Consider the following 25341-nt stretch of genomic DNA (forward strand, 5'->3'; position numbering starts at 1 on the left):
GGGCGGGACATGGGCCGTGAATCTATGGCACGCCGTCCCGGCCCGATGCGGCTCGCGAAGACCCGCCGTGCCGTCCCGCTGACACCCGTGCACAGAACCGCCACGAGCCGTGGCGGAAATGCCCCCGAAGAACCGCCGCTCCCGGGTCCGCCACTCCTACCGCTGCAGAATCGACTGGACCGATTTGGCGCGCTCCTCGGCGGTCCGCTTGTCCTGATCCATCGGGAAGGGCACGTCGAGTCCGCGCTTCACGGCGGGCCGCTGCTCGATGGCGGCCAACCAGCGCTGCAGGTTCGGCAACCCGTCCACCGAGACGCCGGACCAGTCGTGCAGGCGCACCCATGGCCACGTGGCGATGTCCGCGATGCTGTAGTCCCCCGCGAGGTACTCGCTCTCCTTCAGCCGCGTGTCGAGCACCGTGTACAGCCGCCGCGTCTCGTTCTGGTAGCGGTCGATGGCCGGCTGGAGCTTCTCGGGGAAGTAGCGGAAGAAGACGTTGGCCTGCCCCTGCATGGGCCCCACGCCTCCCATCTGGAACATCAGCCACTGGATGACGCGCGAGCGGCCCTTCGGGTCCGTCGGCATCAGCTTCCCCGTCTTCTCCGCGAGGTAGATGAGGATGGCGCCCGACTCGAACACCGCGAAGTCCCCTTCCGCCCGGTCGACGATGGCGGGGATGCGCCCGTTCGGGTTGATGCGCAGGAACTCCGGCTGCTTCTGCACGCCCTTGCTGATGTCCACCGGCTTCACGGTGTACGGCAGGCCCAGCTCCTCCAGTGCAATCGACACCTTGTGGCCGTTGGGCGTTGCCCACGTGTACAGGTCAATCATCCGCTCCGCTCCTCATGTCAGGTGAGCCGCGCGCGTCCTGATAACGGGGGCACGAGCGCCGCGCTTCAGTGAATGGCCTGGTCCATGACCCGCCAGCGCTGGTCCACCCAGGCGCGCAGGTACGCCACCTCGCCCCGGAAGTCGTTCAGGTCGGTGCGGTCGCGCCAACGGAAGAAGGTCCGGTACTCCTCGCCCCAGCGGGCCTCGTCCTTGAGCGCCGCGGCCTCCACTTCCCGCGCGTACCCGTCGATGAGCCCCAGCACCACCTCCCGGTGCAGCGGCCCGTCGAGCAGCTCGCGGAAGCGCAGGTACATCGGCCCGGTGATGGTCGGGTCCGCGAGCATGCGCGCGAAGAGCAGGTTCTGGGGCTCGAAGGTGTACAGCTCGCTCGCATCCAGGCGCCACGTGTTCCAGGCCTGCCCGAAGCTGGTGTCCAGGTCCCACGGGATGTAGCGCCACCGCGCCCCCGGCCCCCTCGCCCGGAAGTGGTACGCGTTCTTCGCCACCGAGTCATGCGCGTGCATCATGAGGGCGAAAATCCACCAGTCCTCGTAGTCGCGAGTGACCATCCACGCGTCCCGCTCGGCGCGGAAGCGCTCCGGGTCCGCGTCCGCCACGAAGGCCGTGAGCGCCTCGATGTTCGCGTAGGCCCCGTCTCCCTCCTCGGGCTCGCCCTCCTTCTTCTCGAAGCCCTGCCACAGCCACATCTTGGGCTCGCCCCGGGCGTCGTCGCGCGAGAAGTTGGCGTCCTGCTCCACCGCCTTGAAGAGCTCCCCGCCCGGGTCCAGTCCCTGCTCGGCGATGAAGTGGCGGTCGATGTGGTCCGCCACCGTGAAGAGGCCGTGGTAGCGCCCGTTCAGATAGACCACCGCGCTGAACGTCTTCACCTGGAGATGGTCCGGGGACATGCGGTTCCACACCTCGAAGGCGAGCCGCGAGCGCAGATAGGAGTTGTCGTTGAAGGGACTGACGAGCACCACCTTGCGTCGCCCCACGAAGCCGCCGGCGCGCAGGGGCTCGCTGAAGGTATGCCCGTCGTCGAAGTCGAGCGTCATGCTGCGCTTGGGGAAGGCGAGCGACTTGTCCCCGCGGTAGCGGACCTCCGCCACGAGGCAGCGCCCGCGGTACATGACCCGAGCGGGACGGTAGTCGTCATCGTCCGGCAATGAGGACGACATGAAGAGGTGGAGCACGGGCAGCCCATCCTCCTCGGCCAACGCACGAGAGTCGTAATCGGGGTCGGCCGCTTCGTGTCCCTCCTCGCCAGCGCGGCCCCAGACCCTGAGCCCCTGGACGAAGGACGCGCCGTCCACGTCCCCACACTCGGGCGGCAGGGGCACACTCCAGCCACTCGACGGTCCACAGGCCGGGAGCACCCCGCAGAGGACGAGCAGCCACGCGATGTATTGGCACCCTCTTCGCATCCCCCTCCTGCCCACGCGGAAGGGTAATCACCGCGCTCCCATCTGACCTGGCGCGCAACGCGTCCGCCCCTCACGTGGGGACGAGCCGGCCCCTCCGGCGATGTCGCGTCGCGAACACCGTGCCCCGATGCCCGCGAGGCCCGCGGCTCCGCGCGCCTGTGAGCACCCGCGGCGTGGCCACGGACAAGAGAAAGCCCCGTGGCGCCAGGAAGGCACCACGGGGCTCGGAGCGTGTCGCGATGGGAAGCGGCTACCGCGTCACGGCGCGGCCGGAGCCTTCACCGGGGCCTTCGCCTTCTTCTCCGCGTTGGCGAAGTCACCCGCCTTCACCTGCGTGACCTTCTGCCAGTCCAGGTGCCGCTCCATGGCCTTGCGCACGTCGTCGGGGGTGAGCTTCGCCAGCTTCTCCTCCAGCGCCGCGTCGAAGGCCAGCGTGCGGCCCAGGTACAAGTACCCGGCGAGCTGCCGCGCCAGGCCGCCGTCCTGCGCGCGAGCCGCCTGCCGGTACTCCAGCAGGCCCGCGCGCGCCTTCTCCAGCTCCTCGGCGGTGTAGCCCTTCTGCACCGCGCGAGAGACCTCTTCGCGCATGGCCGCCTCCAGCCGCGTCGCGTTCTCCGGCGCGTAGATGGCGTAGGTGACGAAGTTGCCCACCGTGTCGATGTCGCTCGCGTCCAGGCTGCTGCCCACGCCGTAGGACAGGCCGTCCTGCTGGCGGATGCGCGTGGCCAGCCGCGAGTTGAGGAAGCCGCCACCCAGCACGAAGTTACCCAGCAGCAGCGCGGGGTAGTCCGCGTCGTCGCGGCGCAGCTTCAGCGTCTGGCCCGCCAGGTAGTACGCGTTGGCCTTGTCCGGCGTCTCCAGCGCCACCACCTTCGGCCCGCCGTCCGCGAACATCTGCGACACGCGCTTGAAGGGCGCCGGGCTCTTCCAGTTACCGAGCAGCTGGCCCGCGAGCGGCACCACCTCCTTCGGCTCGAAGTCACCCACCACGGCCAGCTCGCCGTTGGACGCGCCGTAGAAGGCCTTGTGGAAGGCGCGCACGTCCGCCAGCGTCGTGTCGCGGATGCCGGCCAGGCGCTCGTCGAAGGTGGGCACGTAGTAGGGGTGCCCCTTCGGGTAGTGGCCCGACAGCGTCCGCCAGAAGGCGATGCTGCCCTGCGTCTCGGGCTCGCTGCGCTGCGACTCCAGCGCGGCCAGCCGCTCCTGCTTGAGGAGCGCGAACTCCTTCTCGTCGAAGGCGGGCTCGCGCAGCACCTCGGCCACCAGCTTCAGGGCCTCCGGCAGGCTGGCGCGCGGGCAGTCGAGCGTCACCGTCGCGCCCGTGAGGCCGCCGTCCACGCCGACGCGTACCTTCAGCTTGTCGAACGCGTCCTGGAGCTGCTGCCGGGTGCGCTTCTTGGTGCCGCGCATCAGCATGCGGCCGGTGTACTGCGCGATGTCCGACTTGCCGCGCAGCACGTCCTCGGTGCCCCAGCGCAGGTTGAGGGCCACGTTCACCATCTCGCCGCGCGTCTTCTTGGACAGCACCGCGTACTTCACGCCGCCGGGCAGCTCGCCGCGCTGCACGCGGGCCTCCACGTTGGCGGGCGTCGGGTCGAACACCTCGCCCTGGGCCACGGCCTCGCGGCCCTTGTAGCCCTCCATCATCTGCGCCACGTTCACCGGCGGCGGCATCTCCGCGCGGTCCGGCTTCGGCGTGGGGACGAAGGTGCCCATCGTGCGGTTGGACGACTTGAGGTACGTGGCCGCCACGCGCGCGACGTCCGCGGGCTTCACCGCCTCGATGCGGTCGCGGTGCATGAAGAGCAGGCGCCAGTCACCGGTGGCCGCCCACTCGGACAGCTGGACGGCGGCGTACTCGGAGTTGTTGAGCATCAGCTCGATGGACTTGAGCAGCTGCGTCTTGGCGCGCGTCACCTCTTCCTCGGTGAAGGGCGTCTTGTGGGCGTCCTCGACCGTCTTGAGGAACGCCTCGCGCGCGGCGGTGAGCGACTGGTCCTGGCGCAGCTCCACGGAGAAGACGAGCGCGCCGGGGTCTCGCAGCTGGAGGTTGGAGGCGCCCACGCGCGACGCCTTCTTCGTCTCCACCAGCGCCTTGTAGAGGCGGCCGGAGGGGTTGTTGCCCATGACAAGCGTGAGCACGTCGATGGCGGCGTAGTCCGGGTGCGCGCCCTCGGGCACGTGGTAGAGGCTGGTGAGCAGCTGGGTGTCACCCACGCGGCGCAGCGTCACCTCGCGCTCGCCGTCCTGCACGGGCTCGGCGGTGTACGTGGCGGGCACCGGCGTGGCGGGCTTCTTCAGCTTGCCGAAGGTGTCCTGAATCATGGACAGCGCCTTGGCCTCGTCGAAGCGGCCGGCGACGACGAGCATGGCGTTATCCGGCCGGTAGTACTTCCGGTAGAAGTCCTGGAGCCGGTCGATGGGCACGTTCTCCAGGTCCGAGCGCGCGCCGATGGTGGCCTTGCCGTAGCTGTGCCAGATGTACGCGGCGGACATGACGCGCTCGAAGAGGATGCCACGCGGGTCGTTCTCGCCGGACTCGAACTCGTTGCGGACGACGGTCATCTCGCTGTCGAGGTCCTTCTTCGCGATGAAGCTGTTGACCATGCGGTCCGCTTCGAAGGCGAGGGCCCAGCGCAGGTTGTCGTCGGAGGCGGGGAGCGTCTCGTAGTAGTTGGTGCGGTCCAGCCAGGTGGTGCCGTTGGGACGGGCGCCGCGCTCGGTGAGCGCCTGGGGGACGTTCTTGGTGGTGGGCGTGCCCTTGAACAGCAGGTGTTCGAGCAGGTGGGCCATGCCCGTCTCGCCGTAGCCCTCGTGCTTGCTGCCGACGAAGTACGTCACATTGACGGTGACGTTGGGCTTGGTGGGGTCGGGGAAGAGGAGCACGCGCAGGCCATTGGGCAGGCGGTACTCGGTGATGCCCTCGACGCTCGTGATGGGAGCGAGCGACGGAGCCTTCGCGGGCGCGGCCTTCGCGGCGGCGGCCGGCGCGGCCTTCGGAGAGGGGGCGGGGGTCTGGGCCCACACCGGGTTGGCGGCCACCAGCAGGGCGGCCACCAGGGAGAGCGGGGTACGACGCTTCATGCGGTCCTCGCGGGTCTTCTGGGAGTGCACGGGGCTTCTAACCCGGTATGGGGGTCCCGCCATCCCGAACGGCGTCAGGACGGCCGGCCGGGCGTCTCGGGAGTGACAGCCGGGGGTCCCGGGGTGGGGTGCCACCGGGACCCATGTGACCTCACGGGTTCTTGGCCACGAGTATGCCCTGGCAGGTTGACTGCGGGCTTGGCCTGCGTACCATGAGCCTGGACCCTTCGCGGCAGCGCGATGGGACCTGTGGGGTCGTCAGTGGTGCAGCCTCCATGTCAGATTGGATTGCTAGGGTGCATGAAGTCCAGCCAGAGAACCCACCCTGGTTGGCGGGAGGAGCGGATGGCGATGGCAACGGGTAGTGACGTGCTCATGCAGTGCCTGCAGGAGGTGCGGGAGCTTCAGCAACAAGTGCAGGAAGGAGAGGAGCGGTCAGCGCAACAGCTCACGCTGGTGAAGGAGGACGTCGGTGAGCTTCAGAAGAATGTGAAGACATTGGCGGAAAACGTCTCCACTCTTGCCGACAACGCCGACAAGACCCGGCTCAGTCATGAGCGATACTTCAACAAAATCGGACGCATGTTGAACATGCTCGCCGAACAGCAACTGAACACCCAGGGCACAATGGACGACCACGAACGCCGCCTGCGCATGCTCGAAAAGCGCTGAGTGTGGCTAAGCCACCCGGGGTAAGTCCTGTCAGGGGGCCTCACCGCCCAAGCCGGAAACTCGGGCCTCTGTGCGGCTCCCCCTGAACGAACTTAGTCTCGGTGGCTTAGCGGTCAGGGAACCACGGCCGAGCAAGGGAACACGGATGCGACTGGTCCTCCTCTCCGACACACACATGCACCACGAAGCCCTGACGGTGCCTCGGTGTGACGTGCTCATCCACGCGGGGGACTTCACCCGCCGGGGCAGCCGGAGCGACGTGGAGGACTTCCTGCGCTGGTTCTCCCTCCAGGACGCCCGGGAGAAGGTCCTCGTCGCCGGCAACCACGACTTCCTCTGCGAAGAGGCTCCCGACCTCGCCCGCGACCTCATCCAGAAGGCCGGCGTGCACTACCTCTACGACGAGGAGGCCCGCATCGCCGGGCTGCGCATCTGGGGCTCTCCCATCACCCCCCGGTTCGGACACTGGGCCTTCAACCGGGACCGGGGCTCGGACATCGCCGCCCACTGGAAGCACATCCCCGAGGGGCTCGACATCCTCATCACCCACGGCCCGCCCCACGGCCTGGGCGACCGGACATGGGCCGGCGTCGATGCCGGCTGTGAGGACCTGCTCGCCCGCGTGCGACAAGTGCCGCCCCGGCTCCACGTCTACGGCCACATCCATGAGGCCCACGGCGAGTTCTCGCTGCCCGGCCTGCCCACCCGGTTCCTCAACGTCTCCAACTGCCGCCTGATGCCCTTCGGCGTCCGTCCGCCCTTCGTCCTGGAGCTGGAGCCACGCTCGGCCCCGGGAACGGGTGAGTCCTCCGGAGCCGTGGGCTGAAGCGCCGTCTACGCGTGCATCTCTCCGTGCGGGAGCTGCCCGCCCCGGACGAAGTCCTCAATCTCCTTCACCTCGTCCGCGGTGAGGCGGAAGTCCCCGGCGGCGATGAAGCCCTCCACCTGCTCGGCGCTGCGGGCACCGACGATGGCGCCCGTCACCACCGGCGTGCGCAGCGTCCAGGCAATGGCCACCTCCGCGGGCGAGCGCCCATGCCGCTTCCCAATCGCGCGCAGCCGCTCCACCAGCTCCAGGTTGCGCGACAGCCGCGGCTCCTGGAAGTCCATGCTGTTGCGGCGCCAGTCGTCCTTCGGGAAGGCCGCCACGCGCTCGCGCGTCATCGCTCCGGACAGCAGCCCCGACGCCATGGGCGAGTAGCCGATGACGCCGATGCTGTTGCGCGAGCAGAAGGGAAGGACGCTCACCTCGATGTCGCGGTGGACGAGGGAGTAGGGCGGCTGCAGGCTCGTCACGGGCGAGATGCGCTGGATGCGCTCCAGCTGGTCCGCGTTGAAGTTGGACACGCCAATCCACCGCACCTTGCCCTGGCGTTGCAGCTCGACCATGGCCGTCCAGCCCTCTTCAATCTCCGCCAGCGACTCCACGGGCCAGTGGATTTGGTACAGGTCGATGACGTCCACCTTCAGCCGGCGCAGGGACGCCTCGCACTCGCGGCGGATGGAGTCCGCCTTGAGCGAGCGGTGGATGGTGCCCTTCGTGTCCCAGACCATGCCGCACTTGGTGAAGACGTACGGCCGCTGGGCGCGGCCCTGCAGCGCGCGGGCGACCACCTCCTCGGAGTGGCCCAGTCCGTACACCGCCGCGGTGTCTATCCAGTTGATGCCCAGCTCCAACGCCCGCTGGATGGACGCGATGGACTTCTCGTCATCCTGGGGACCCCACCCGAACTGCCAGCCCCCGCCGCCAATGGCCCAGGCGCCAAAGCCCAGCGCGGTGATGTGAAGGTCGGAATTGCCCAGCCGCCGTTTCTCCATGGTTCCCTCCTGTCGTGCGAGCGCCTGCCTGCCATGGCACCGCCCGCGCCGACAATGGCCGCGGCGACGGGGCCCCTGGCCCGTGGACAGCGGGCCTGTCCCCGGAGGCGGGCACCCGTCGCCTCGTGAACCCTGGGAGGATGGGGACGCCCTGGCGAGGAGCATCCCCGGCGTCGGGCCCGCCCCTCTACCCGGCGGGGAACCGGGAGCCCGGGAGCGCGGGCGTCCACCATCGCGAGCTTCCGTCCCATCCGGACACGCAAGCATCCGCGTCCCGCCCCGTTAAGTAGTAAGGACCCGCCTGCCGGGGCTGTCGCCCTGCCTCGCGGGTCTCAGGAGTTCCTTCGGATGAAACGATTCATCATCGGCGTGCTCGCCTTCATCGGCGCCATGTCCGTCCTCTTCGTGGTGGGCCTCGTCGGCCTGATGGTGCTCGCGTCGGCGAGCGGCCCCACCGTCCCGTCCAACATCGTGCTGGAGCTGGACCTGGAACGGCCGCTGCGCGAGCACGTGTCGGGCGACTCGCTGGCGAGCGCCTTCGGCGAGGACCCGACCACGGTGCGCGACGTGGTGGACGCGCTGGAGAAGGGGGGGCGCGACCCGCGCGTGAAGTCGCTGGTGGCGCGCATCGGCAACCCTGGCAGCCCCGCCCAGGCGCAGGAGCTGCGGGACGCGGTGAAGGCCTTCCGCGCCACCGGCAAGAAGGCCGTGGCCTACGCGGACACCTTCGGCGAGGCGGACAACACCACCCTGGCCTACTACGTCGCGTCCGCCTTCGACGAGGTCTACATCCAGCCGTCCGGTGACTTGAACATCACCGGCATCTCCTTCGAGACGCCCTTCGCCCGCGAAGCCTTCGCCAAGCTGGGCGTGACGCCGCGCTTCCACAAGCGCGCCGAGTACAAGAACGCCATCAACACCTATACGGAGCAGGGCTACAACGCCCCGCACCGCGAGGCCACCGAGCGCTACACGCAGAGCCTCTTCGGCCAGATGGTGCGCGGCATCGCCGAGGAGCGCGAGCTGGGCGAGGACGCGGTGCGCGCGCTCATCGACAGGGCGCCGCTGCTCGGCCAGGACGCGGTGGACGCGAAGCTGCTGGACGGCCTGCGCTACCGCGACGAGGTGCTGGGCGAGCTGACGAAGCAGGCGGGCGACGGCGCCGAGCTGCTCTACGTGCACAAGTACCTGGAGCGCGTGGGCCGGCCGCACGCGACGGGCGACACCATCGCGCTGGTGTACGGCGTGGGCGGCGTGGCGCGGGGCAAGAGCCAGGGCAACCCGCTCTCCGGCGAGGAGGTCATGGGCGCGGAGAACGTGGCGGCGGCGCTGCGCAAGGCCACCGCGGACTCGCGCGTGAAGGCCATCATCTTCCGCGTGGACAGCCCCGGCGGCAGCTACGTGGCCAGCGACACCGTGCGCCGCGAGGTGCAGCGCGCGCGGGAGGCGGGCAAGCCCGTCGTCGTCACCATGGGCACCTACGCCGCGAGCGGCGGTTACTTCGTCGCCATGGACGCGGACCGCATCGTCGCGCAGCCGGGCACCCTCACCGGCAGCATCGGCGTGTACGCGGGCAAGTTCGTGACGGACTCCTTCTGGGAGAAGCTGGGGGTCAACTTCGAGACCATCGCGGCGGGGAAGAACGCCACGATGTACGACTCGGACGCGGACTTCACGCCGGAGCAGGAGGTCCGCGCGGAGGCCATCATGGACCGCATCTACACGGACTTCACGCAGCGCGCGGCGGCCGGGCGGAAGATGCCGCTGGAGAAGCTCCAGTCGGTGGCGAAGGGCCGCGCGTGGACGGGCGAGGACGCGCTCGCCAACGGGCTGGTGGATGCGCTGGGCGGCTATCCGAAGGCGCTCGCGCTGGCGAAGGAGCTGGCGAAGCTGCCCGCCGACGCGCCAGTGCGCGTGGAGGAGTACCCGCGCCGCAAGACGGGCTCGGAGGTGCTGTCCGCGCTGCTCGGCCAGACGGGCGACAACAGCGAGGACGACGCCGCCTCCGTGAGCGTCCTGTCCCCGTGGGCCCCGCTGGTGGCGGCCACGCGCGAGGTATACCTGCTCGGCGCGCGGCTCGGCGTGTTCGAGTCCCAGCGCGGCGCCCTCTACGCGCCCATGCCGAAGGGCAGCTGGTAGTCGGGCGCGAGGCGGCTCGCCCGGTGCGTGCGTCCGGGACGCACCGGCGTGCCGCCCGGACGCCGCGGCTCAGGCGCGCAGCTGTGGCGGGAGCGCGTCCATGGGGGACAGCGGGCGCCCGAAGACGGAGTGGTAGCGGAGCTGCCGCAGGACACAGCGCTCCCGCTTCACGTCGTACACGAGGCAGCGCTCCACCGGCCCCGCGTAGACGTGCAGGGAGATGGCCGGCCCCTGCCGGGCCATGACGCGGTGGATGGGGGCCTCGGGGCAGCGGAAGTCCACGTAGCCCGCGCCCACCGGGCCCACCACGACCGGAGGCCCCAGCCGCGCCGGGCCCGGGCCCAACCCCCCGGAAATCAGCGCGTAGTTCTCCAACACGAAGACGCCCGACTGGACGCTGAACCAGCACTCCTGCCCGTCATGGTCATGCACGGGCGACACGGCGCCCGTGTCCCAGCAGTTCACGAGCACCTCCAGCCGCGCGTCCCTGTAGACGAGGTTGCGCGTGTAACGGCCGCGGCTGAAATGCAGGTACGGCCGGAGGCTGCCCGGCTCCACCACCAGGCCCGCCAGCCTCTCTCCCACCCCTACCAGGCCCGGCACCCGCCCGGCCTCCTCCCGAAGGAGCCCCACCAACGCCTCGAGGCACATCCCGCCCATGGCGGAAAACCTAGGTAAGCCACCGACACGATGCCTATGGGCGTGTTGGATGGGGGACGCACAGCCGTCCGGCGCGCACTTGAGGACAGGCAGTCCATCCACTGGAGGACGCCCGCCGCGGGTCCGCCTGTGGCCGACGGGCGGCCCCGGGATTGCAAGCTGGCGTGGAGGCGGAACCATCTGTCGCCCGCGAGGAAGCCGATCTCCCAGCGGACGCGTAGAGAACACTGACTTTCCTTGGACCAAGGCCACGCCCCTGAGGGCGGGGGGCCGCGGTGGGGGGCGAAGGGACCATGAAGAAGCGACTGGGTGACATCCTGCTGGAGCGGGGCGTGATTGATGCGCTGCAGCTCCACTCGGCGCTGGCGTACCAGCGCAAGTGGGGTGTGCCGCTGGGGCAGGTGGTGGTGGATCAGCGCTTCTGCACCGCGCGGCAGGTCCTGGAGGCGCTGGCGGAGCAGTTGGGGATGCAGACGGTGGACCTGGAGTCCGAGGTCCCGGATGCGAGCCTGACGTACCTCATTCCGGAGAAGGTGGCGGAGGCGCACCGGGTGGTGCCGCTGCGGCTGGAGGCCCGCGGGCCCCGGGACTCGGTGCTGGTGGTGGCCATCGCCGCGCCGGCCAGCCTCGCGTCGCTGGACGCGGTGCAGAGTGTGTCCGGCAAGTCGCGCGTGGTGGCGAAGCTGGCCTCGGACGCGGCCATCCGCCGCGCCATCGGCCGCATGTACCGGGGCGAGAAGGACGAGGCGGCGCCGCGCCGTCCCGGCATGGAGGGCTTCTCGCTCCCCGAGGCGGACGACGCCATGCCCATGGTGCTCGGCGAGAGCATGGCCGAGCTGACGAACATGGAGCCTCCGGCCGAGGACACCGTCACGGCGGACGGGCTGCCGCTGCTGTCCTCGCTGGAGGAGGCCGTCCGGCCGGCGCCGGCTCCCGTGCAGGCGGTGGCCGCCGTGAAGCCCACGCCCCCGCCGGTGCTGAAGCCCACGCCCGCGCCGGTGAAGCTGCCGGCGCTGACGGCGGCGCGGCCCGAGCAGGTGGCGCAGGTGCTGGTGTACGGCTGGGGCGCGACGGCGGCGGCGGGGCTGGTGCGGGTGCTGGAGACCGGCGGTGGACTGACGGCGCGGGTGGCCAGCACGGAGGAGCTGCTGGCGGCCAGCGAGGCGCAGGTGGTGGTGGCGCCGCTGCCCTCCATGGAGGCGCTGGGCCACAGGGTGGCCGCGCAGGTGCTGGTGGCCGGCAAGGTACCGGAGCTGGACTTGCCCCGGGCGCAGGCGGTGGGCGCGCGCGGCTTCCTGGCCGCGCCGGTGGACCCGGACCTGCTGCTGCGCGCGGTGCGCCGGCTGGCGAAGCCCACCGACGGCACGGTCCTCAAGCGCGCCGGCTGACCGGGGCGAGCCTCAGGGCACCGCGGCCAGCAGCGCGGGCTTGTCCGAGCCCTCCGGCAACCAGAGCGAGGCCAGCTCCAGGGACGAGGACGTGAAGGGCTCGGCGCGCACCAGCGCGTCCGACTCGTGGCAGCCGGTGAGGAGCCAGCCGCGCTTGACGCGCTGGTACACCTCCAACGTGCGAGCGACGGGGTCCACCAGCCACACGTGGGAGACGCCCGCGCGAGCGTAGAGGGGCAGCTTGCGCGTGCGGTCCAGCGCGACGGTGGTGGGCGCGAGCACCTCGCACACCCAGTCCGGCGTCAGCGTGAGGAAGGGGACGTCCGGGTCCAGCGGGGCGTCCACGCGCTCGCGGCGCCAGCCGGCCAGGTCCGGCACGAGCATGTCCTCGCCGAGGTGCAGCTCGGGAGCGCGCAGGAAGCACCAGCGGCCACTGCCGCCCCGGCGCCGGTCGAGCTGCTCACCGAGCTCCACGCCCAGCATGAAGGCCGCGCGCGTCTGCGCGGCGGAGGGGCGCGGCGAGGCCACCAGTTCGTCATCCAGGATTTCCCCCACCCAGCCCGAGGGCAGGGCCGAGAGCATGGAGTACCGCGCCAGGGGGATGGTGCCTTCCGTCACAACGCCTCCGTGAATTACCGGGTGAGGGCCGGCATTCTAGGGAGCGGTCTGACATCCGCCTGGCGGGTGGACTGGAGGACTCAGGACGTGCCGGGGCGCTTCCGGGACGGGGGCGGGGACGCCCGGGACGGGAAGGACTTCGCCTCGGCCAGCAGCCAGCGGCGCACCGCGGCAATGCGCTCCGCGTTGCGTGCCGACTCCAGGTGGACGACGTGGTACGCGAAGCCGTCCAGCTCCGGCCCGAAGGGTTGCACCAGGGCGCCGCTCGCCAGCTCCTCGGCGACGAGCACGAGGCTCGCGAGGGCGACTCCATGGCCGGCGATGGCGGCCTGGATGGAGTGGGATTCGTCGGAGAAGACCAGCTCTCCCCCCGAGGTCTTGTAGGGCCGGCCCGCGGCGGCGAACCAGCGAGGCCACGTGGGCGTGTCGTCCTCGACGCGGCGCCACTCGAAGCGGAGCAGCGGATGCTTCCCCAGGTCGGCGGGAGCGCGCACACCCAGCCGGGGGCTGCACACGGGCGCGAAGCGGTCCTGGAGCAGCAGCTCCGAGTGCAGTCCCGGATACACGCCACGTCCGTAGCGGATGGCGAGGTCCACGCCTCCGGCCCGCAGGTCCATGGGGTCGTCCGAGGCATGGAGGCTCAGGTCGAGCCCCGGGCAGGCCGCGCGGAACGCGGCGACTCGCGGCACCAGCCACTTCGACGTGAAGGCCACGGTGGCGGAGAGCGTGAGGGCGGCCCGCTCGGGAGGCTTCCTCAGTGCGTCGACACCGCGGAGCAGGGCGTCGAAGCCTTCCCGCAGCGCGGGGTAGAGGGACTGCCCGGCGGGGGTCAGTACCACGCGCCGGACGCGGCGCTCGAAGAGGAGCGTGTCGAGCCAGTCCTCGAGCTGGCGGATTTGATGGCTGACGGCCGTGGGCGTCACGGCCAGCTCGTCCGCGGCGCGCTTGAAGCTGAGGTGCCGCGCGGCGGCTTCGAAGGCACGGAGGGAACTGAGCGGTGGCAGGTCTCTCATGGGCGGTGGATGGGTGAATCCAGCTCAGCCATCGGTTGAGGATTACGCGTTTGTCGCCGGGGTGGCCAGTCTCTATCTCTTCTCTCGTGGACGGCGAGGGCCCGGGCTCCGGATGAGCCGGGCTCATCCCAGAAGCCCCGAAGCCTGGAACGTCGAACCTGGAGGGATGCGAGATGGCCAAGGTCCTGCACATCGATTCGAGCGCCCGTGCTGGCGGCTCCGAGCAACAGCGTCATGGCTCACACACGCGGCGGCTGTCCGCTCGCTTCATGGCGCGGTGGCGCGCGGTTCGCCCTGGAGATGAGGTCCTGTACCGGGACGTCGGGCAGCATCCGCCCGCTCCGGTGACGGGCCAGTGGATACACGCGGCGTTCACGAAGCCGAGCGCACGCGAGCCCTGGATGAAGGAGACGCTCGCGGAGAGTGATGCGCTCGTGGATGAGCTGCTCGCCGCGGACCTCATCGTCGCCGGCGTGCCCATGTACAACTTCAACGTGCCGGCGCAGTTCAAGGCGTACATCGACAACATCGTCCGCGTGGGCCGCACCTTCGGGTTCGACCGCTCGCGGGCAGGGGAGCCCTACTGGCCGCTGCTGGCGGAGGCGCGGAAGAAGCTCGTCATCCTGACCTCTCGCGGCGACTACGGGTACGGCAGGGGCGACCGGCTGGAGCACATGAACCACGTCGAGCCGAGCATCCGGACCGCCTTCGGCTACATGGGCATCACCGACGTGGAGTCCGTGGCCATCGAGTACGACGAGTTCGGCGACGAGCGGCTGAAGGGCTCGATTGCCACGGCGGAGCGCCAGGTCGATGCCCTCGTGGACCGGCTGCTCTGGGAGTGGAGCACGCGTGAGGCCGTGCCCGGAGGGGCCGAGCACGCCCTGGCCGTGGCACGGTGAGCGAACGCGCTACGGCGTCACTTGCCGATGCAGAAGCGCTGGAAGATGGCGTCGAGGAGGGCCTCGGAGACGGAGGTGCCAGACACCTCACCGAGGGACTCCAGCGCGAGGCCGACCTCGCCGGAGACGACTTCCAGGGTGGAGGCGCGGGAGGCGGCCTCCGCGCGGGAGAGGGCCTCGGCGGCGCGACGCAGGGCATCGGCGTGACGCTCGGAGACGAGAGCCACCGCGGAGGGCGTGCCTCCTCCCCACAGTCGTCCGAGCATCGAGGCACGGAGGGCCTCCACGCCCGCCCCGGTGAGCCCGCTCACGCGCGGGCGGAGCCCCTCCATGCCGGAGCTTCCGCCTGGCACCGGGCCCGAGAGCTCACCCGCATCGCGGCCCTGCGCACCCGTCACATCGCACTTGCCATCGACGACCAGCACGGGCGTGGCACCCGCCTCGCGAATCCACGACTCGGCCTCCGCCTCCGTGGCCTCCGGCGGCAGCACGAGCACGGCCAGGTCCACGCCCGCGAGCAGCTCGCGCGTGCGCGCAATCCCGAGCGCCTCGATACGGCCCGGCGCCTCGCGCAGTCCCGCGGTGTCGAAGAGCGTCACGCCCAGCCCGTCCCACTCGACCTTCGCCTCCAGCGCGTCACGCGTCGTCCCGGGCTCGTCATCGACAATCGCCCGCGCCTCGCCCACCAGCCGGTTGAACAGCGTGGACTTGCCCGCGTTCACCGGGCCGTACAGCGCCACGCGCGCACCGCGCCGCACGAGCCGGCCGCGCCCCGCCTCCGCGAGCAGCGCCTCCGCCTGGGCCTTCAGCGCGGCGACCCGTGCACCCGCCTCCGCGTCGGCGCCCTCGGCCTCGTCGGGGAAGTTGAGCACGCCCTCCAGGTCCGCGTGGAGCTCGCGCAGCGGCTCCTCCAGCCCGCGCACCCGTGAGGCCAGCACGCCCGACAGCCCCGCGGCCGCCGCCCGCACCGCGGCCTCCGAGTCCGCCGCCACCAGGTCCGCCACCGCCTCCGCGCGCGTGAGGTCCATGCGCCCGTTCAGGAAGGCCCGGCGGGTGAACTCTCCCGGTGCCGCCGGACGCACGCGCGCGTCCTCCAGCGCCCGCGCCAGCAACAGGCGCAGCAGCCGCGGGCTGCCATGCGCCTGCAGCTCCACCACGTCCTCACCGGTGAAGGAGGCAGGCGCGCGGAAGTAGAGGAACAGCCCCTCATCCAGCGCGCGGCCGTGCGCGTCCACAAAGGTGGCCAGGTACGCGTGACGTGGCGTGGGCTCCGCGGGCACGCCGGGAGCCAGCAGCCGGCCCACCTCCAGCGCGTCGGGACCGGACAGCCGGAGGATGCCCACGGCCCCGGCGGTGGGCGCGGTGGCCAGAGCGGCGATGGTGGGGGAAGCGGACGTCATATCGAATGCTCGACGGAGGGGCAGGGAGGCTGCCCGCGTCCACCAGGCCTCGGGCGGAGCGGGGCGCTCCGCGTCCTATCTTGAAACCGGACCCGCTGCTGCTTTCAGCGGGCCCCCATCGGAGGCGTGGAACCGCGGGCGGCCTTCTCCACGGCCTCGCGGTTCTCCTCGATGTACCGCTCCACCTCGCCGTCCTCGAGCTCCAAATCTCGCAGCACGCCCGGGTAGACGAAACGGAAGGCGGGCGACTCCTCGTCGCCGCGCAGGCGGAAGCTCATCTTCAGCACCGCCGCGCCGTACAGCTTGTCCTTGAGAGCTTTCGCCTTGCCCATCCCTCTTCTCTCTTCCGGCGACTCGGCGCGTGCGGCGCGTGGGCGCTCACTCGTCGAAGTCGTCCTCGTCATCGTCCGGCAGCAGGCTTCGCTTGGGAAGCGGCGCCGGCTTCTCCGGAGTGAACACCACCCGGCGGTTGCGGCCTTCGCCTTCCGCCGTCACCTTGACCCCCGCCACGCCCTCCACCGCCTTCAGGACGCGCGCGCGGTCGTCCAATTTCATAGCGGCCAGCGCGTAGAACCGCCCGAGACCGCCCGACTTCTCCGCGAGCTTCCGAGCCGCCTCTCGCAGCGCCGCATCCTCTTCCACCGTCACGGAGCGCTCGTCCGAATCCGCCACCCGTGCCGCCGGAGCAGGCTTGGCGGCGGGCGCCTGCGCGCCCCGGGGGTTCGCCTTCGCGGGAGCCTGGGGAGCGGCCGCCTGCTGGGCTACCCGGGGTGCCGCCGGAGCCTGGGCCGCAGTGCCAGCGGGAGCAGGGGCCGGGGCCTGCGCGGCCTGCGGCTCGCGACGCTGGCGGGGTTCCGGGTGGGCGCCCGCGCCGAGCACCACCCAGCGCCGCTCGACGCCGGGCCGGTGCATCATCTTGTTGAGCAGGAACTGGAGCGAGTCCACCACCTGGCTGCGACGCCCGTTCTCCACGCCCGGCGGAGGGCCCCCATCGAAGTGGAGCGCCACGGAGAGGCTGCCGTCGGCGGAGTCCTTCATGTCCAGCCGCGCCGGGAAGCCCATCAGCCCGAGGATGTCGCCGAGGAGCTTCTCCACGCGCTCGCGGAACTCCGCGGACGCCGGGCCGCTGGCGGCCGGAGCCGCCTGCGGCTGCTGCGATGCCTGCTGCTGCTCGCTCACTTGCGTCTGCCTCCCGCCGCCGCCACCGCCGGCGTCCCGCCGCCCGTCTGGGGCTTGTTCCGGTCCAGCCACTTCCGCAGCCCGTACTGCTGGGCGATGGAGAGGATGTTGTTCGTGAAGATGTAGAGCGACAGACCCGCGGGGTACTGGAGCAGCGTGCCCGTGAAGACGATGGGCAGGAACCAGGTCATGATCTTCGCCTGGGCCGCGTCCATCATCTGCGGCTGCATCTTCTGGGTGATGACCATGGACACGCCCAGCGCCAGCGGCAGCAGGTACGTGGGGTCCTTGTAGGTCAGGTCGCGCCAGATGGGCCCGATGAAGGGCTCGCCGTAGATGTCGAAGCTGTTGCGCAGCGCCGTGAAGAGCGCGATCCACACGGGCATCTGGATGACCAGCGGGAGGCACCCGCCCAGCGGGTTCACCTTGGCCTCCTGGTACAGCTTCATGATTTCGAGGTTCTGCTGCTCACGGTTGTCCGCGTACTTCTTGCGGATCTCCTCCATGCGCGGCTGGAGCTTCTTCACCTCTTCCATGCTGACCATGGAGCGGTAGGTGAGCGGCAGCAGCACCAGCTTCACCACCACCGTCAGCAGGATGATGGCCACGCCCCAGTTGCCCGTGAGGCCGTGGAAGAACTTCATGACGGCCAGGAGAATCTTGCAGATGACGGCCCAGATGCCGAAGTCCACCGAGCCCTCCAGCTGCGGGTGGAACGCGGCCGCGCCCAGGCCCGCGGCCTGACGCACGTCCGGGCCCGGCACCACGGCGAGCAGGTCCGGATCCTTGGGGCCGAGGTAGCCGCCGAAGCGCAGCGTCACCGTCTCACCGGCGTTCACGCTGAGCGGGAAGGACGCCGCAATCTGGCGCGCCGTCGGGGTGGCGGTGAAGGTGCAGGAGCCGGCGCGGGGGCCCTCCAGCGGGTAGAGCGCGGAGAGGAAGTACTGCTGGTCGATGCCGAAGTAGTGAATCTGGCCGCGGGCCTCCTCCGCGTCGGGCGCGTCCTCGCCGGGGCTCATGGTCTGCAGCTCTTCGTTCACCCAGCACGCGGAGCGGCTCAGGTTGCCCACGCCACCGAAGAAGGACGGCGCGTGCTCGAAGTTCGGGTCGATGGCGCGGCCGTAGTGCACCAGCAGCTCGCCGCTCTGCGGCTGGCCGGAGGTGTTGCGCACCTGGAGCGTGTACGTCAGCTCGAAGCCCTCACGCGGCCACTGGAGCGTCTTCACGACCTCCCACGGACCGCTGCGGCCGGTGAAGGTGACGCCGTCGGCGGAGCCTGCGGCGCCCTCGGTGATGGCGTAGCGCAGGTTGGCGGGCAGGGGGCTTCCGCCCTGGATGGAGACGGCGAGCGGCAGCGGCTCGCCGGGCACCGGCTGCGCCACGTTCATCTGCGGCGGGGGCGGGATGTCCTTGCCGAACAGCTTCTGGAAGCCCTGCGAGACGGAGAGCTCCTGCTGCTCGCGCATCTTCGAGCCCTGGAGCACGGCCGCGGAGAGGCCGCCGCCCTCGGACGAGAAGGCGTAGTGGACCTCCTGGCGCTGCAGCTCCACCTTGCGCTCGGGGAGCGCCGAGGCGTCATTGGCGGCGACGGCGGTGCCTCCGCCCGGAGTGCCCGGGGAGGGCGCGGCGGCGGCGGGAGTGCCGGCATCGGCGGGGGCGGTGGCCACGACGCCCGCGTCGGCGCCCTCCGCTCCGGGAGGAGTGGGCTGGGGCGCGAAGAAGAAGGTGTAGACGGCGGTGGCCGCGAACGAGAGGGCCAGAGCGAAGAGCAGTCGCTTCTGCGAATCGTTCGACTGGGGCGAGAGCGGATCGTTCATAGACTCCCCCCTCCGCGAGGGAAGGGGCGGCAGTGGGTGGAAACCCCCGTCACGGCACCGGGTCGATGCCGCCGGGGTGGAAGGGCTGGCAGCGCATCAGCCGCCAGACGATGAGCCAGGAACCCTTGAGGCCACCGTGCTTTTCCAGCGCCTCCATGGCGTAGGTGGAGCACGAGGGGTGGAAGCGGCACACCTTCGGCAGCAGCGGCCCGAGGAACTTCCGGTAGAACCGGATGGGCAGGGAGATGACGAAGGCGAGCGGGCTCATCTGGGAGGCTCCTTCGGCTTCGGCTTCGTCTCCGCGGCCGGCGGGAGCCGCTGTAGCTTACGGGTGACACCGTCGAAGGCACGCGAGAGCTCCGGGAAGGACGCGTCCTTCGCGGAGGAGCGCACCACCAGGACCACGTCCAGGCCGGCGGGCCATTGCGCGCGACGCTTGCGGAACAGCTCGCGCAGCACACGCCTCAAGCGCGCGCGTACCACCGCGTTGCCCACCTTGCTGGAAACGGTGAGCCCCACGCGGGAGTACGTCCGGCCATTGCGCTTGATGAGCGCCAGGAGGCAGTCCGAGGGCAGCTTCTGCCCTCCTTCCTGGACCTCCAGGAATTCGCGCCGTTGAAGCAGGCGCAGGGCCTTGGGGAAGCGCTGGTCTGCCGGGCCCGGCTGGCCCGGCGTCGCACCCTCGGCCCTCACAGGCAGGCTCGCTTACTTCTTCGCGGCGGACACCACGAGACGCTTACGGCCCTTGGCGCGGCGGCGCTTGAGGACGTCACGGCCGCCCTTGGTGGCGTTCCGCTTCCGGAACCCGTGGGCGCGATTGCGGCGGACCTTCGACGGCTGGTACGTGCGCTTGGACACGGCTCTACTCCTTCAAATGAAGATGGTGGCGCCTCCTACCGCTCCCGGCGCGACCTGTACTAGGGAAAGGGGCGGGTCCGTAACCCCATTTCCAGGGTAAGTCAACGCTGGATCACCTTTCCCCCTATCCAAACGCCCTTCCAGGCCGGCGAAAGGCCTGATTGGTGTGGGTGGATGGAGGTGCTGGCGACCCGGCGGGTCTCGGCGCCACCGTTCCCGGAGTCGCCGCCCGGAGCAACGCGCGGTGGGGCCGGTTTAATCGCTTCGGGCTTCAAGAGGCTGGTTGCCGGGCCGTCTTCCCGCGCCCGGGGCTTTCCGCCCATCAGCGGCTGATCATTGCCTGCCGTGGGCGCACCCGAGCCGGGCATTCAGCCATAGGGGCAGGTCGCTCGCCCTGCGTTCGGGGGATCGGGATGGGTCAGATGAGTCATGTATTCCCAGAAAGGCCCGCTCAGTGCCGGGCGCGTACTCCGGGGAACGTCCATGACATCACGTCGGGCCATACCACTCCTCTTGTTGCTGATGGTCGGGTCGGGTTGTTCGACAGCTCGTGTCGTCCGGCTCGACACGGGAACGGACTCCCTTGTCGTCACTCCCCATGAGGACGATGAGGTCCCGTTGGAGGAGGCCGAACTCGCGGACAAGGAGTTCGAAGAAGCCATGGTGGAACTGGCTCGGGACGTGAGGCCCTTCCACCACCCCATGCGGGAAGCACGAGCGCTCTTTGGTGTTCCCTCCCGAAGCGGGGTGTACGGCTACGAGCATCGGACCCGGCGACTCATTCCTCAAAGCCAGGAGGACGCGGACGGGCCGCACCTCCTGGAGTCCTACGCGGATGAAGAGCTGACGCGCGCCTATGGCCAGTGGTGCCGGCGCAAGGGCCGAGCCGGCGACTGCCTGCGCCTGCTGGACGAGGGCCCCCTGCTCGCCAGTGATGGCAAGTACGCACTGGCCATGGCCATCGCCATGGACTCGGTCTGGGAGGAAACCGCCGAGGCCCTGGAGGACATGGCGGACCCTGATGCGCTCATGGTCACCGTCACTGCTTCAGTGACGATGTACCTGATGCTCTGGTCATTGCCCGAGCCCGTCAGCAAGGGCGTGGCCGCGACTCTGACCGCTGTCGCCATTGCCTACCTGGGCGTGGACACGATGTGGCGCCTGCTGGATGGGTGGTTGACCCTGGTGCGCGAAGTGGACCGGGCCACCACCTTCGAGCAGCTCCGCGCGGCGGGTGAGGCCTACGGCGCGGTTCTCGGGGAGAACGCGGCGCGCATCTTCGTGATGCTGGCCACGGCCGCCGTTGGCAACACGGCGGCGCTGGCGGCGAAATCCCCGAGGCTGCCCGGGTCTGCCCCAGCGGCGCTCGCCTTGGAATCACAGGCGGGCTTCCAGTACGCCGCAGTGGGCAGCGTGGAGTCGATCGCCCTGACGGCTGAAGGTTTCACCCTGGTGCTCGCGCCCAACGCGCTGGCCATGGCGGACCGGGAGATGAGCGGCGGAAGCTCGAAGGGGCCGAGCCGGAGTCACCATCTGGCCACGAACAAGAACAGTGTTTCCTCCGCGCGTGGCGGGCCCTGGACGCCGAGATTCGAGAAGATCTTCAAGAAAGCAGGGATGAAGCTGAGGAATCGCGAGAACATCGTCGACGTCGACGGCCACAATGGGCCGCACCCTCAGGAATACCATGAGCTGATTTTCAGACGGCTGAGCGCAGCAACAGCGGGCTGTCGCACCGTCGTTGCGTGCCGCGAGGCACTGACAGCCGAACTACGTACGCTCGCCGAAGAGGCCGTCACTCGGGGGAGTGACATCAACAAGCTCCTGACCCGGCGGCGCAGGTCGCGGTAAGAATCCACCATGCCAGCGCGCTTTTTCGATCTCGCCGAGACCGTCCAGGCCGGGAACTGGTTCCTGGGGGACCCCGTGGACGAGAGCGGCCAGGAGGTGGAAGACCCCTGGATGTACACGGCCGGGCGGCCCATCCGTGTTGAAGGTCGTCTGTCCATCCCCATCGACCAACCGGGCAGACCGCTGGACTTCTCCAACGCGGGCGTAGGCGTGACGCCCGTCGTCCACGTCAGGGTGGCCACCGTCTTCGCGGACCTGGCCCCCGACGACGTGCAGTTCATCCCCGTGGACATCGAGGGACAGCCAGACCAGTACCTCATCCTCGTGGCCACTAAGCTCATCCGATGCATCGATGACCGGGCGACTCGAGAGGTGCGGTACTGGAAACCGGAGGACCGGCGGCCGGACAAGCTCGGCCAGTACCGGTCCGTATCGGGGATGCGAATCGACCGCACCCAGGTGGGCGATGCCAGGGTGTTCCGCACCTGGGGCTGGAACGTTGCCCTCATCGTCTCCGAGGACATCAAACGCGCCCTGGAGAGTCTGAAGCCCACGGGCATGAAGTTCACCGAGGTGTAGCTTCGCCAGGAAGCTGCCTTGCACCAAGCTCGTCGCCTCTTTCTTCGGGAGTTAGCTTGGCCCACCGAAGCGGGGCAACTTCCACTCATGGCTCCTCCCCAGAGGAGGGCACCAGTTCCCGTCCTGCGATTCATCGTGCAGCGCCGCCATGCACCCCCTTTTCGGGGAGAGTTTCGGGCGAGAAGAAGGGTGCCCGAGCATTCCACGCGAGTGGAAAGTACCGGGAAAGGCCATGCGTGGGGCAGGGCTTGGCACAGCAGCAGTTCCTCTGACTTCTCGGGGGGCGACTCCTGGCAATGCAGTAGGTCTTTGGACTGTGGCGGGGGCTCGACAGCCAAGTTCTTCGATTTCCACACCTCCAGATGCTCGGGCACGTGGTGGCCCCACGCATCCAGCACGGTGTTGAGCGGGTGAGAACCCTTGGCAGAGAGGTCCATCGACCATCAGTGCGTCACCCTGAGTCGCGGGGCGGGGCTTGTACGCGATAGGGGTCAGGGCTCCCGAGAGACTCCGTGTAGTCGGTGAGCGGCCCGTCACCGTCAATTCCCGTCACCCACCGCCGCGCCGTACGCCGGGCAGCCAGGGAAGAGCGGTGTCATGCGCGGTCCGCCCCTCCCGTCCATGCCGTCGCAGTCCAAAGGAAGCCTGGAGGTCGCACATGGAAGCCGTCATCGTCGAAGTCCGGGCGGGAGAGGGTGGGCAGGATGCCCGCCTCCTCGTCCGTGAGCAGTTCTCCGTCTACTGCGCGCTGGGGGCTCGGAGGGGGCTTTAGCCTCGAGGTCCTGGAGGAGCGCCCCGGCCTGCTGGTGTTCCGGGCCGAAGGTCCCCACGCCGCGCACCTCTTCCGGCACGAGCCCGGCGGACACCGCTGGCAGCGCGTGCCCCCCACCGAGAAGAAAGACCGCATCCAGACGAGCACCGTCACCGTCGCCGTGATGCGCGAGCCCTCCGAAACGGAGTGGGTGCTGCGCCCCGCGGAGCTCGAATGGCGCACCACCCGGGGAAGCGGCCCCGGCGGCCAGCACCGCAACAAGACCGAGAGCGCCGTCGTCCTCACCCACAAGCCCACCGGCCTCACCGTCCGCAGCGAGGCGGAGCGCAGCCAGCACCGCAACCGCGAGCTGGCCCTCAAGGTGCTCCGAGCCCGGCTGATGGAGTCCGCCCAGGAAAACGCGGCGGCCCGGGCCAACGCCGAGCGCCGCCAGCAGGTGGGCAGCGGCATGCGCGGCGACAAGGTCCGCACCGTGCGTGAGCGGGATGGACAGGTGACGGACCACCGCACCGGCCACCGTCTGCGCCTGGCGGACTACCGGCGCGGGGACTGGGGCCCGCTCCTCGACTGATGCCCCCACCGTCCGGAGCGCCCTCCCGCGATGAGGAGCAGGGCGCTCCGAGCGGTCTCGCGAAGCCCCACGCTTTTGCGACCCACACTCCCAGTCACACCCAGATGATCCGCCCCCCAGCGCTTGGGGGGAGGGGAGGCCGGGCCTACTACCGTGCCGGGTCGGCATGTCCGTTGCCGATCCGCGGCGTCCGGAAAACCACGTGGAGATCCGCCGCCTTCGGCCGGTTCCTTGATCGACCTGGGAGCGTCTGTTAGCACCGCCGAACGGTCGCAGGCCCCCCGTTTTTTGCACGGTCGAGACACACGTGAACGCCCTTGCCCAAGCCGCTTCCCCCCTTCCAAGTGCCCGGATTCTCTGGGCTCGGATGCTCGACGACATCCGCCGGGAGAAGTTCGACTACGCGCTGAGGTGGCTGGAGCGGATGCGCCCGCTGGAGATCCGCGAAGGTGCCCTCGTCATGGGCGTGCCGGATCGCTTCTTCCGCGACTGGGTGGATGATCACTACCGCCCCCTGCTCGACGCCCAGCTCGCCCGCAACGGCGAGGGCCTCACCTCCATCGCCTATGAGGTGGTGGAAGGTCTCGAACCCGACCCCCAGTTCCCACCCACACCGACAGTCAAGGCCAGCTCCACCCGCCCGGCCCGGCTGAACTCGCGCTTCACCTTCGACACCTTCGTCGTCGCGGACAGCAACCAGCTCCCGGCCGCCGCCGCCGCCGCCGTGGCCGACAAGCCCGGCCACGCCTACAACCCGCTCTACATCTACGGCGGCACCGGCCTCGGGAAGACGCACCTCCTGCAGGCCGTGGGCAACCACATCTGGGAGCGAGACCCGTCCCAGCGCGTGGTGTTCCTCTCCAGCGAGCAGTTCACCAACGAGTACGTGGAGAGCGTCCGCGAGCACCGCATGGCGGACTTCCGCCGGAAGTTCCGCGAGGAGTGCGACGTGCTCCTCATCGACGACATCCAGTTCCTCGGCAAGCGCGAGGAGACGCAGAAGGAGTTCTTCTACACCTTCAACACGCTGTACGAGATGAACAAGGCCATCGTCCTCACCAGCGACACGGTGCCGGCGGAGATTCCAGGCCTGGAGGAGCGGCTGCGCAGCCGCTTCACCATGGGCCTCCTCACGGACATCCGCGAGCCCAGCTACGAGACGCGCGTGGCCATCCTCCAGAAGAAGGCCGTGGCCGAGGGGCTCGACCTGCCCGACCCGGTGGCGCACTTCATCGCCAAGCACATCCAGAAGAACGTGCGCGAGCTGGAAGGCGCGCTGGTGAAGCTGTCCGCGGTGCACAGCCTGACGCGCCAGCCGGTGACGGAGGAGTTCGCCTCGGAGGTGCTGCGCGACATCCTCCCGGCCCAGCGCGCGGTGGACATCGAGGCCATCCAGCGCGAGGTGGCCCGCTTCTACAAAGTCACGGTGGAGGCGTTGAAAGAGGACCGGCGTCACAAGGCCCTCGCCCACGCGCGACAGGTGGCCATGTACCTCAGCCGCAAGCTGACCAAGAGCTCCTTCCCGGAGATTGGCGCCCGCTTCGGCAAGGACCACTCCACCGTCATCTCCGCCGTGCGCAAGGTGGAGGGCCTGCGCGAGTCCGACGCCACCGTGCAGCGCGAGCTGGCCGAGCTGGAGCTGAAGCTCGGCACCCACTGAAACACCCTTCCCCCGCCCGATGACGCGGGGAGCCATCCCTTCCGGAAACGGCACACCCTGCTCGGCCCCTCGGCACCCGGGGGCCTGACGCAGGGAGTCCCACCC

Annotated in this window: 23 protein-coding genes; 9 read left to right on the top strand and 14 right to left on the bottom strand. The window is 69.9% G+C overall.

Translation table 11 applies throughout. The features are described 5' to 3' along the window. Positions 1-156: 156 nt before the first annotated feature. The 3 genes from HG543_RS31465 to HG543_RS31475 all read right to left on the bottom strand — a co-directional run bounded on the left by HG543_RS31465 (position 157) and on the right by HG543_RS31475 (position 5339). Positions 157-831 carry a glutathione S-transferase family protein gene (locus tag HG543_RS31465; RefSeq protein WP_169348607.1) on the bottom strand — a complete coding sequence of 225 codons (675 nt, stop codon included), beginning with the start codon at positions 829-831 and terminating at the stop codon, positions 157-159. A gap of 65 nt (positions 832-896) precedes the next feature. Next, complete coding sequence (locus tag HG543_RS31470; protein WP_169348608.1) at positions 897-2255, bottom strand: CotH kinase family protein; 1359 nt, start codon at positions 2253-2255, stop codon at positions 897-899. A gap of 258 nt (positions 2256-2513) precedes the next feature. Beyond that, positions 2514-5339 carry a M16 family metallopeptidase gene (locus HG543_RS31475; RefSeq protein ID WP_246357426.1) on the bottom strand — a complete coding sequence of 942 codons (2826 nt, stop codon included), beginning with the start codon at positions 5337-5339 and terminating at the stop codon, positions 2514-2516. A gap of 300 nt (positions 5340-5639) precedes the next feature. Between HG543_RS31475 and HG543_RS31480 the strand changes: the two genes are divergently transcribed. Next, positions 5640-6011, top strand: a complete 372-nt coding sequence (locus tag HG543_RS31480) for a hypothetical protein (RefSeq protein ID WP_169348610.1) — start codon at positions 5640-5642, stop codon at positions 6009-6011. Positions 6012-6156: 145 nt separating this feature from the next. After that, positions 6157-6837: a metallophosphatase domain-containing protein gene (locus HG543_RS31485; protein ID WP_169348611.1), complete on the top strand. Its 681-nt coding sequence runs from the start codon at positions 6157-6159 to the stop codon at positions 6835-6837. 8 nt (positions 6838-6845) lie between these two features. Here the strand turns inward: HG543_RS31485 and HG543_RS31490 are convergent, their stop codons facing one another. After that, the gene (locus HG543_RS31490; protein WP_169348612.1) at positions 6846-7829 is read right to left on the bottom strand and encodes an aldo/keto reductase; all 984 of its coding nucleotides are present in this window, start codon (positions 7827-7829) and stop codon (positions 6846-6848) included. A gap of 348 nt (positions 7830-8177) precedes the next feature. On the opposite strand from HG543_RS31490, the gene sppA reads away from it, so the two are divergent. Continuing rightward, positions 8178-9968 (top strand): signal peptide peptidase SppA, encoded by a 1791-nt coding sequence (gene sppA / locus HG543_RS31495; RefSeq protein ID WP_169348613.1) that lies wholly within the window; start codon positions 8178-8180, stop codon positions 9966-9968. Between the two features lie 69 nt (positions 9969-10037). Here the strand turns inward: sppA and HG543_RS31500 are convergent, their stop codons facing one another. Continuing rightward, on the bottom strand, positions 10038-10628 hold the full coding sequence (locus tag HG543_RS31500; RefSeq protein ID WP_169348614.1) for a cysteine dioxygenase: 591 nt from the start codon (positions 10626-10628) through the stop codon (positions 10038-10040). 293 nt (positions 10629-10921) lie between these two features. On the opposite strand from HG543_RS31500, the gene HG543_RS31505 reads away from it, so the two are divergent. After that, positions 10922-12016: a GspE/PulE/PilB domain-containing protein gene (locus HG543_RS31505; RefSeq protein WP_169348615.1), complete on the top strand. Its 1095-nt coding sequence runs from the start codon at positions 10922-10924 to the stop codon at positions 12014-12016. A gap of 12 nt (positions 12017-12028) precedes the next feature. Here the strand turns inward: HG543_RS31505 and HG543_RS31510 are convergent, their stop codons facing one another. Together HG543_RS31510 and gcvA are read right to left on the bottom strand one after the other, a co-directional pair. Further along, on the bottom strand, positions 12029-12634 hold the full coding sequence (locus tag HG543_RS31510; protein WP_171818342.1) for a Uma2 family endonuclease: 606 nt from the start codon (positions 12632-12634) through the stop codon (positions 12029-12031). Positions 12635-12714: 80 nt separating this feature from the next. Continuing rightward, a complete protein-coding gene (gcvA, locus tag HG543_RS31515) occupies positions 12715-13647 on the bottom strand; it encodes a transcriptional regulator GcvA (RefSeq protein ID WP_169348616.1) in 933 nt (310 codons plus the stop codon). A gap of 173 nt (positions 13648-13820) precedes the next feature. Here gcvA and HG543_RS31520 point away from each other — a divergent pair, with 173 nt between their 5' ends. Beyond that, a complete protein-coding gene (locus tag HG543_RS31520; RefSeq protein WP_169348617.1) occupies positions 13821-14549 on the top strand; it encodes an FMN-dependent NADH-azoreductase in 729 nt (242 codons plus the stop codon). Between the two features lie 17 nt (positions 14550-14566). Here HG543_RS31520 and mnmE read toward each other — a convergent pair whose 3' ends face one another. From mnmE to rpmH, 7 genes are all read right to left on the bottom strand, one after another. Further along, positions 14567-15949 carry a tRNA uridine-5-carboxymethylaminomethyl(34) synthesis GTPase MnmE gene (mnmE, locus tag HG543_RS31525; RefSeq protein WP_169348618.1) on the bottom strand — a complete coding sequence of 461 codons (1383 nt, stop codon included), beginning with the start codon at positions 15947-15949 and terminating at the stop codon, positions 14567-14569. 104 nt (positions 15950-16053) lie between these two features. Continuing rightward, positions 16054-16281, bottom strand: coding sequence for a hypothetical protein (locus HG543_RS31530; protein ID WP_169348619.1), 228 nt, complete (start codon positions 16279-16281; stop codon positions 16054-16056). Between the two features lie 46 nt (positions 16282-16327). Next, positions 16328-17128: a hypothetical protein gene (locus HG543_RS31535; protein WP_169348620.1), complete on the bottom strand. Its 801-nt coding sequence runs from the start codon at positions 17126-17128 to the stop codon at positions 16328-16330. Next, on the bottom strand, positions 17125-18945 hold the full coding sequence (gene yidC, locus HG543_RS31540) for a membrane protein insertase YidC (protein ID WP_169348621.1): 1821 nt from the start codon (positions 18943-18945) through the stop codon (positions 17125-17127). Before yidC ends, HG543_RS31535 begins: the two co-directional genes overlap by 4 nt. Before the next feature lie 49 nt (positions 18946-18994). Continuing rightward, a complete protein-coding gene (yidD, locus tag HG543_RS31545) occupies positions 18995-19213 on the bottom strand; it encodes a membrane protein insertion efficiency factor YidD (protein WP_169348622.1) in 219 nt (72 codons plus the stop codon). Continuing rightward, positions 19210-19638, bottom strand: coding sequence for a ribonuclease P protein component (gene rnpA, locus HG543_RS31550; RefSeq protein ID WP_169348623.1), 429 nt, complete (start codon positions 19636-19638; stop codon positions 19210-19212). The genes yidD and rnpA overlap by 4 nt, the downstream gene beginning before the upstream one ends. 12 nt (positions 19639-19650) lie before the next feature. After that, on the bottom strand, positions 19651-19803 hold the full coding sequence (gene rpmH, locus HG543_RS31555; RefSeq protein ID WP_163993305.1) for a 50S ribosomal protein L34: 153 nt from the start codon (positions 19801-19803) through the stop codon (positions 19651-19653). A gap of 483 nt (positions 19804-20286) precedes the next feature. Here rpmH and HG543_RS31560 point away from each other — a divergent pair, with 483 nt between their 5' ends. The 4 genes from HG543_RS31560 (at position 20287) to dnaA (ending at position 25236) form a co-directional block, all read left to right on the top strand. After that, a complete protein-coding gene (locus HG543_RS31560) occupies positions 20287-21654 on the top strand; it encodes an AHH domain-containing protein (protein WP_169348624.1) in 1368 nt (455 codons plus the stop codon). A 9-nt stretch (positions 21655-21663) separates the two neighbouring features. Then, positions 21664-22233 (top strand): imm11 family protein, encoded by a 570-nt coding sequence (locus HG543_RS31565; protein WP_169348625.1) that lies wholly within the window; start codon positions 21664-21666, stop codon positions 22231-22233. A gap of 806 nt (positions 22234-23039) precedes the next feature. Then, positions 23040-23576: a peptide chain release factor-like protein gene (locus HG543_RS31570; RefSeq protein WP_169348626.1), complete on the top strand. Its 537-nt coding sequence runs from the start codon at positions 23040-23042 to the stop codon at positions 23574-23576. Positions 23577-23883: 307 nt separating this feature from the next. Continuing rightward, the gene (gene dnaA / locus HG543_RS31575) at positions 23884-25236 is read left to right on the top strand and encodes a chromosomal replication initiator protein DnaA (protein ID WP_169348627.1); all 1353 of its coding nucleotides are present in this window, start codon (positions 23884-23886) and stop codon (positions 25234-25236) included. The last annotated feature ends 105 nt before the right edge of the window (positions 25237-25341 follow it).

Origin of the sequence: Pyxidicoccus fallax, from assembly GCF_012933655.1 — a bacterium.
Taxonomy (GTDB): domain Bacteria; phylum Myxococcota; class Myxococcia; order Myxococcales; family Myxococcaceae; genus Myxococcus; species Myxococcus fallax.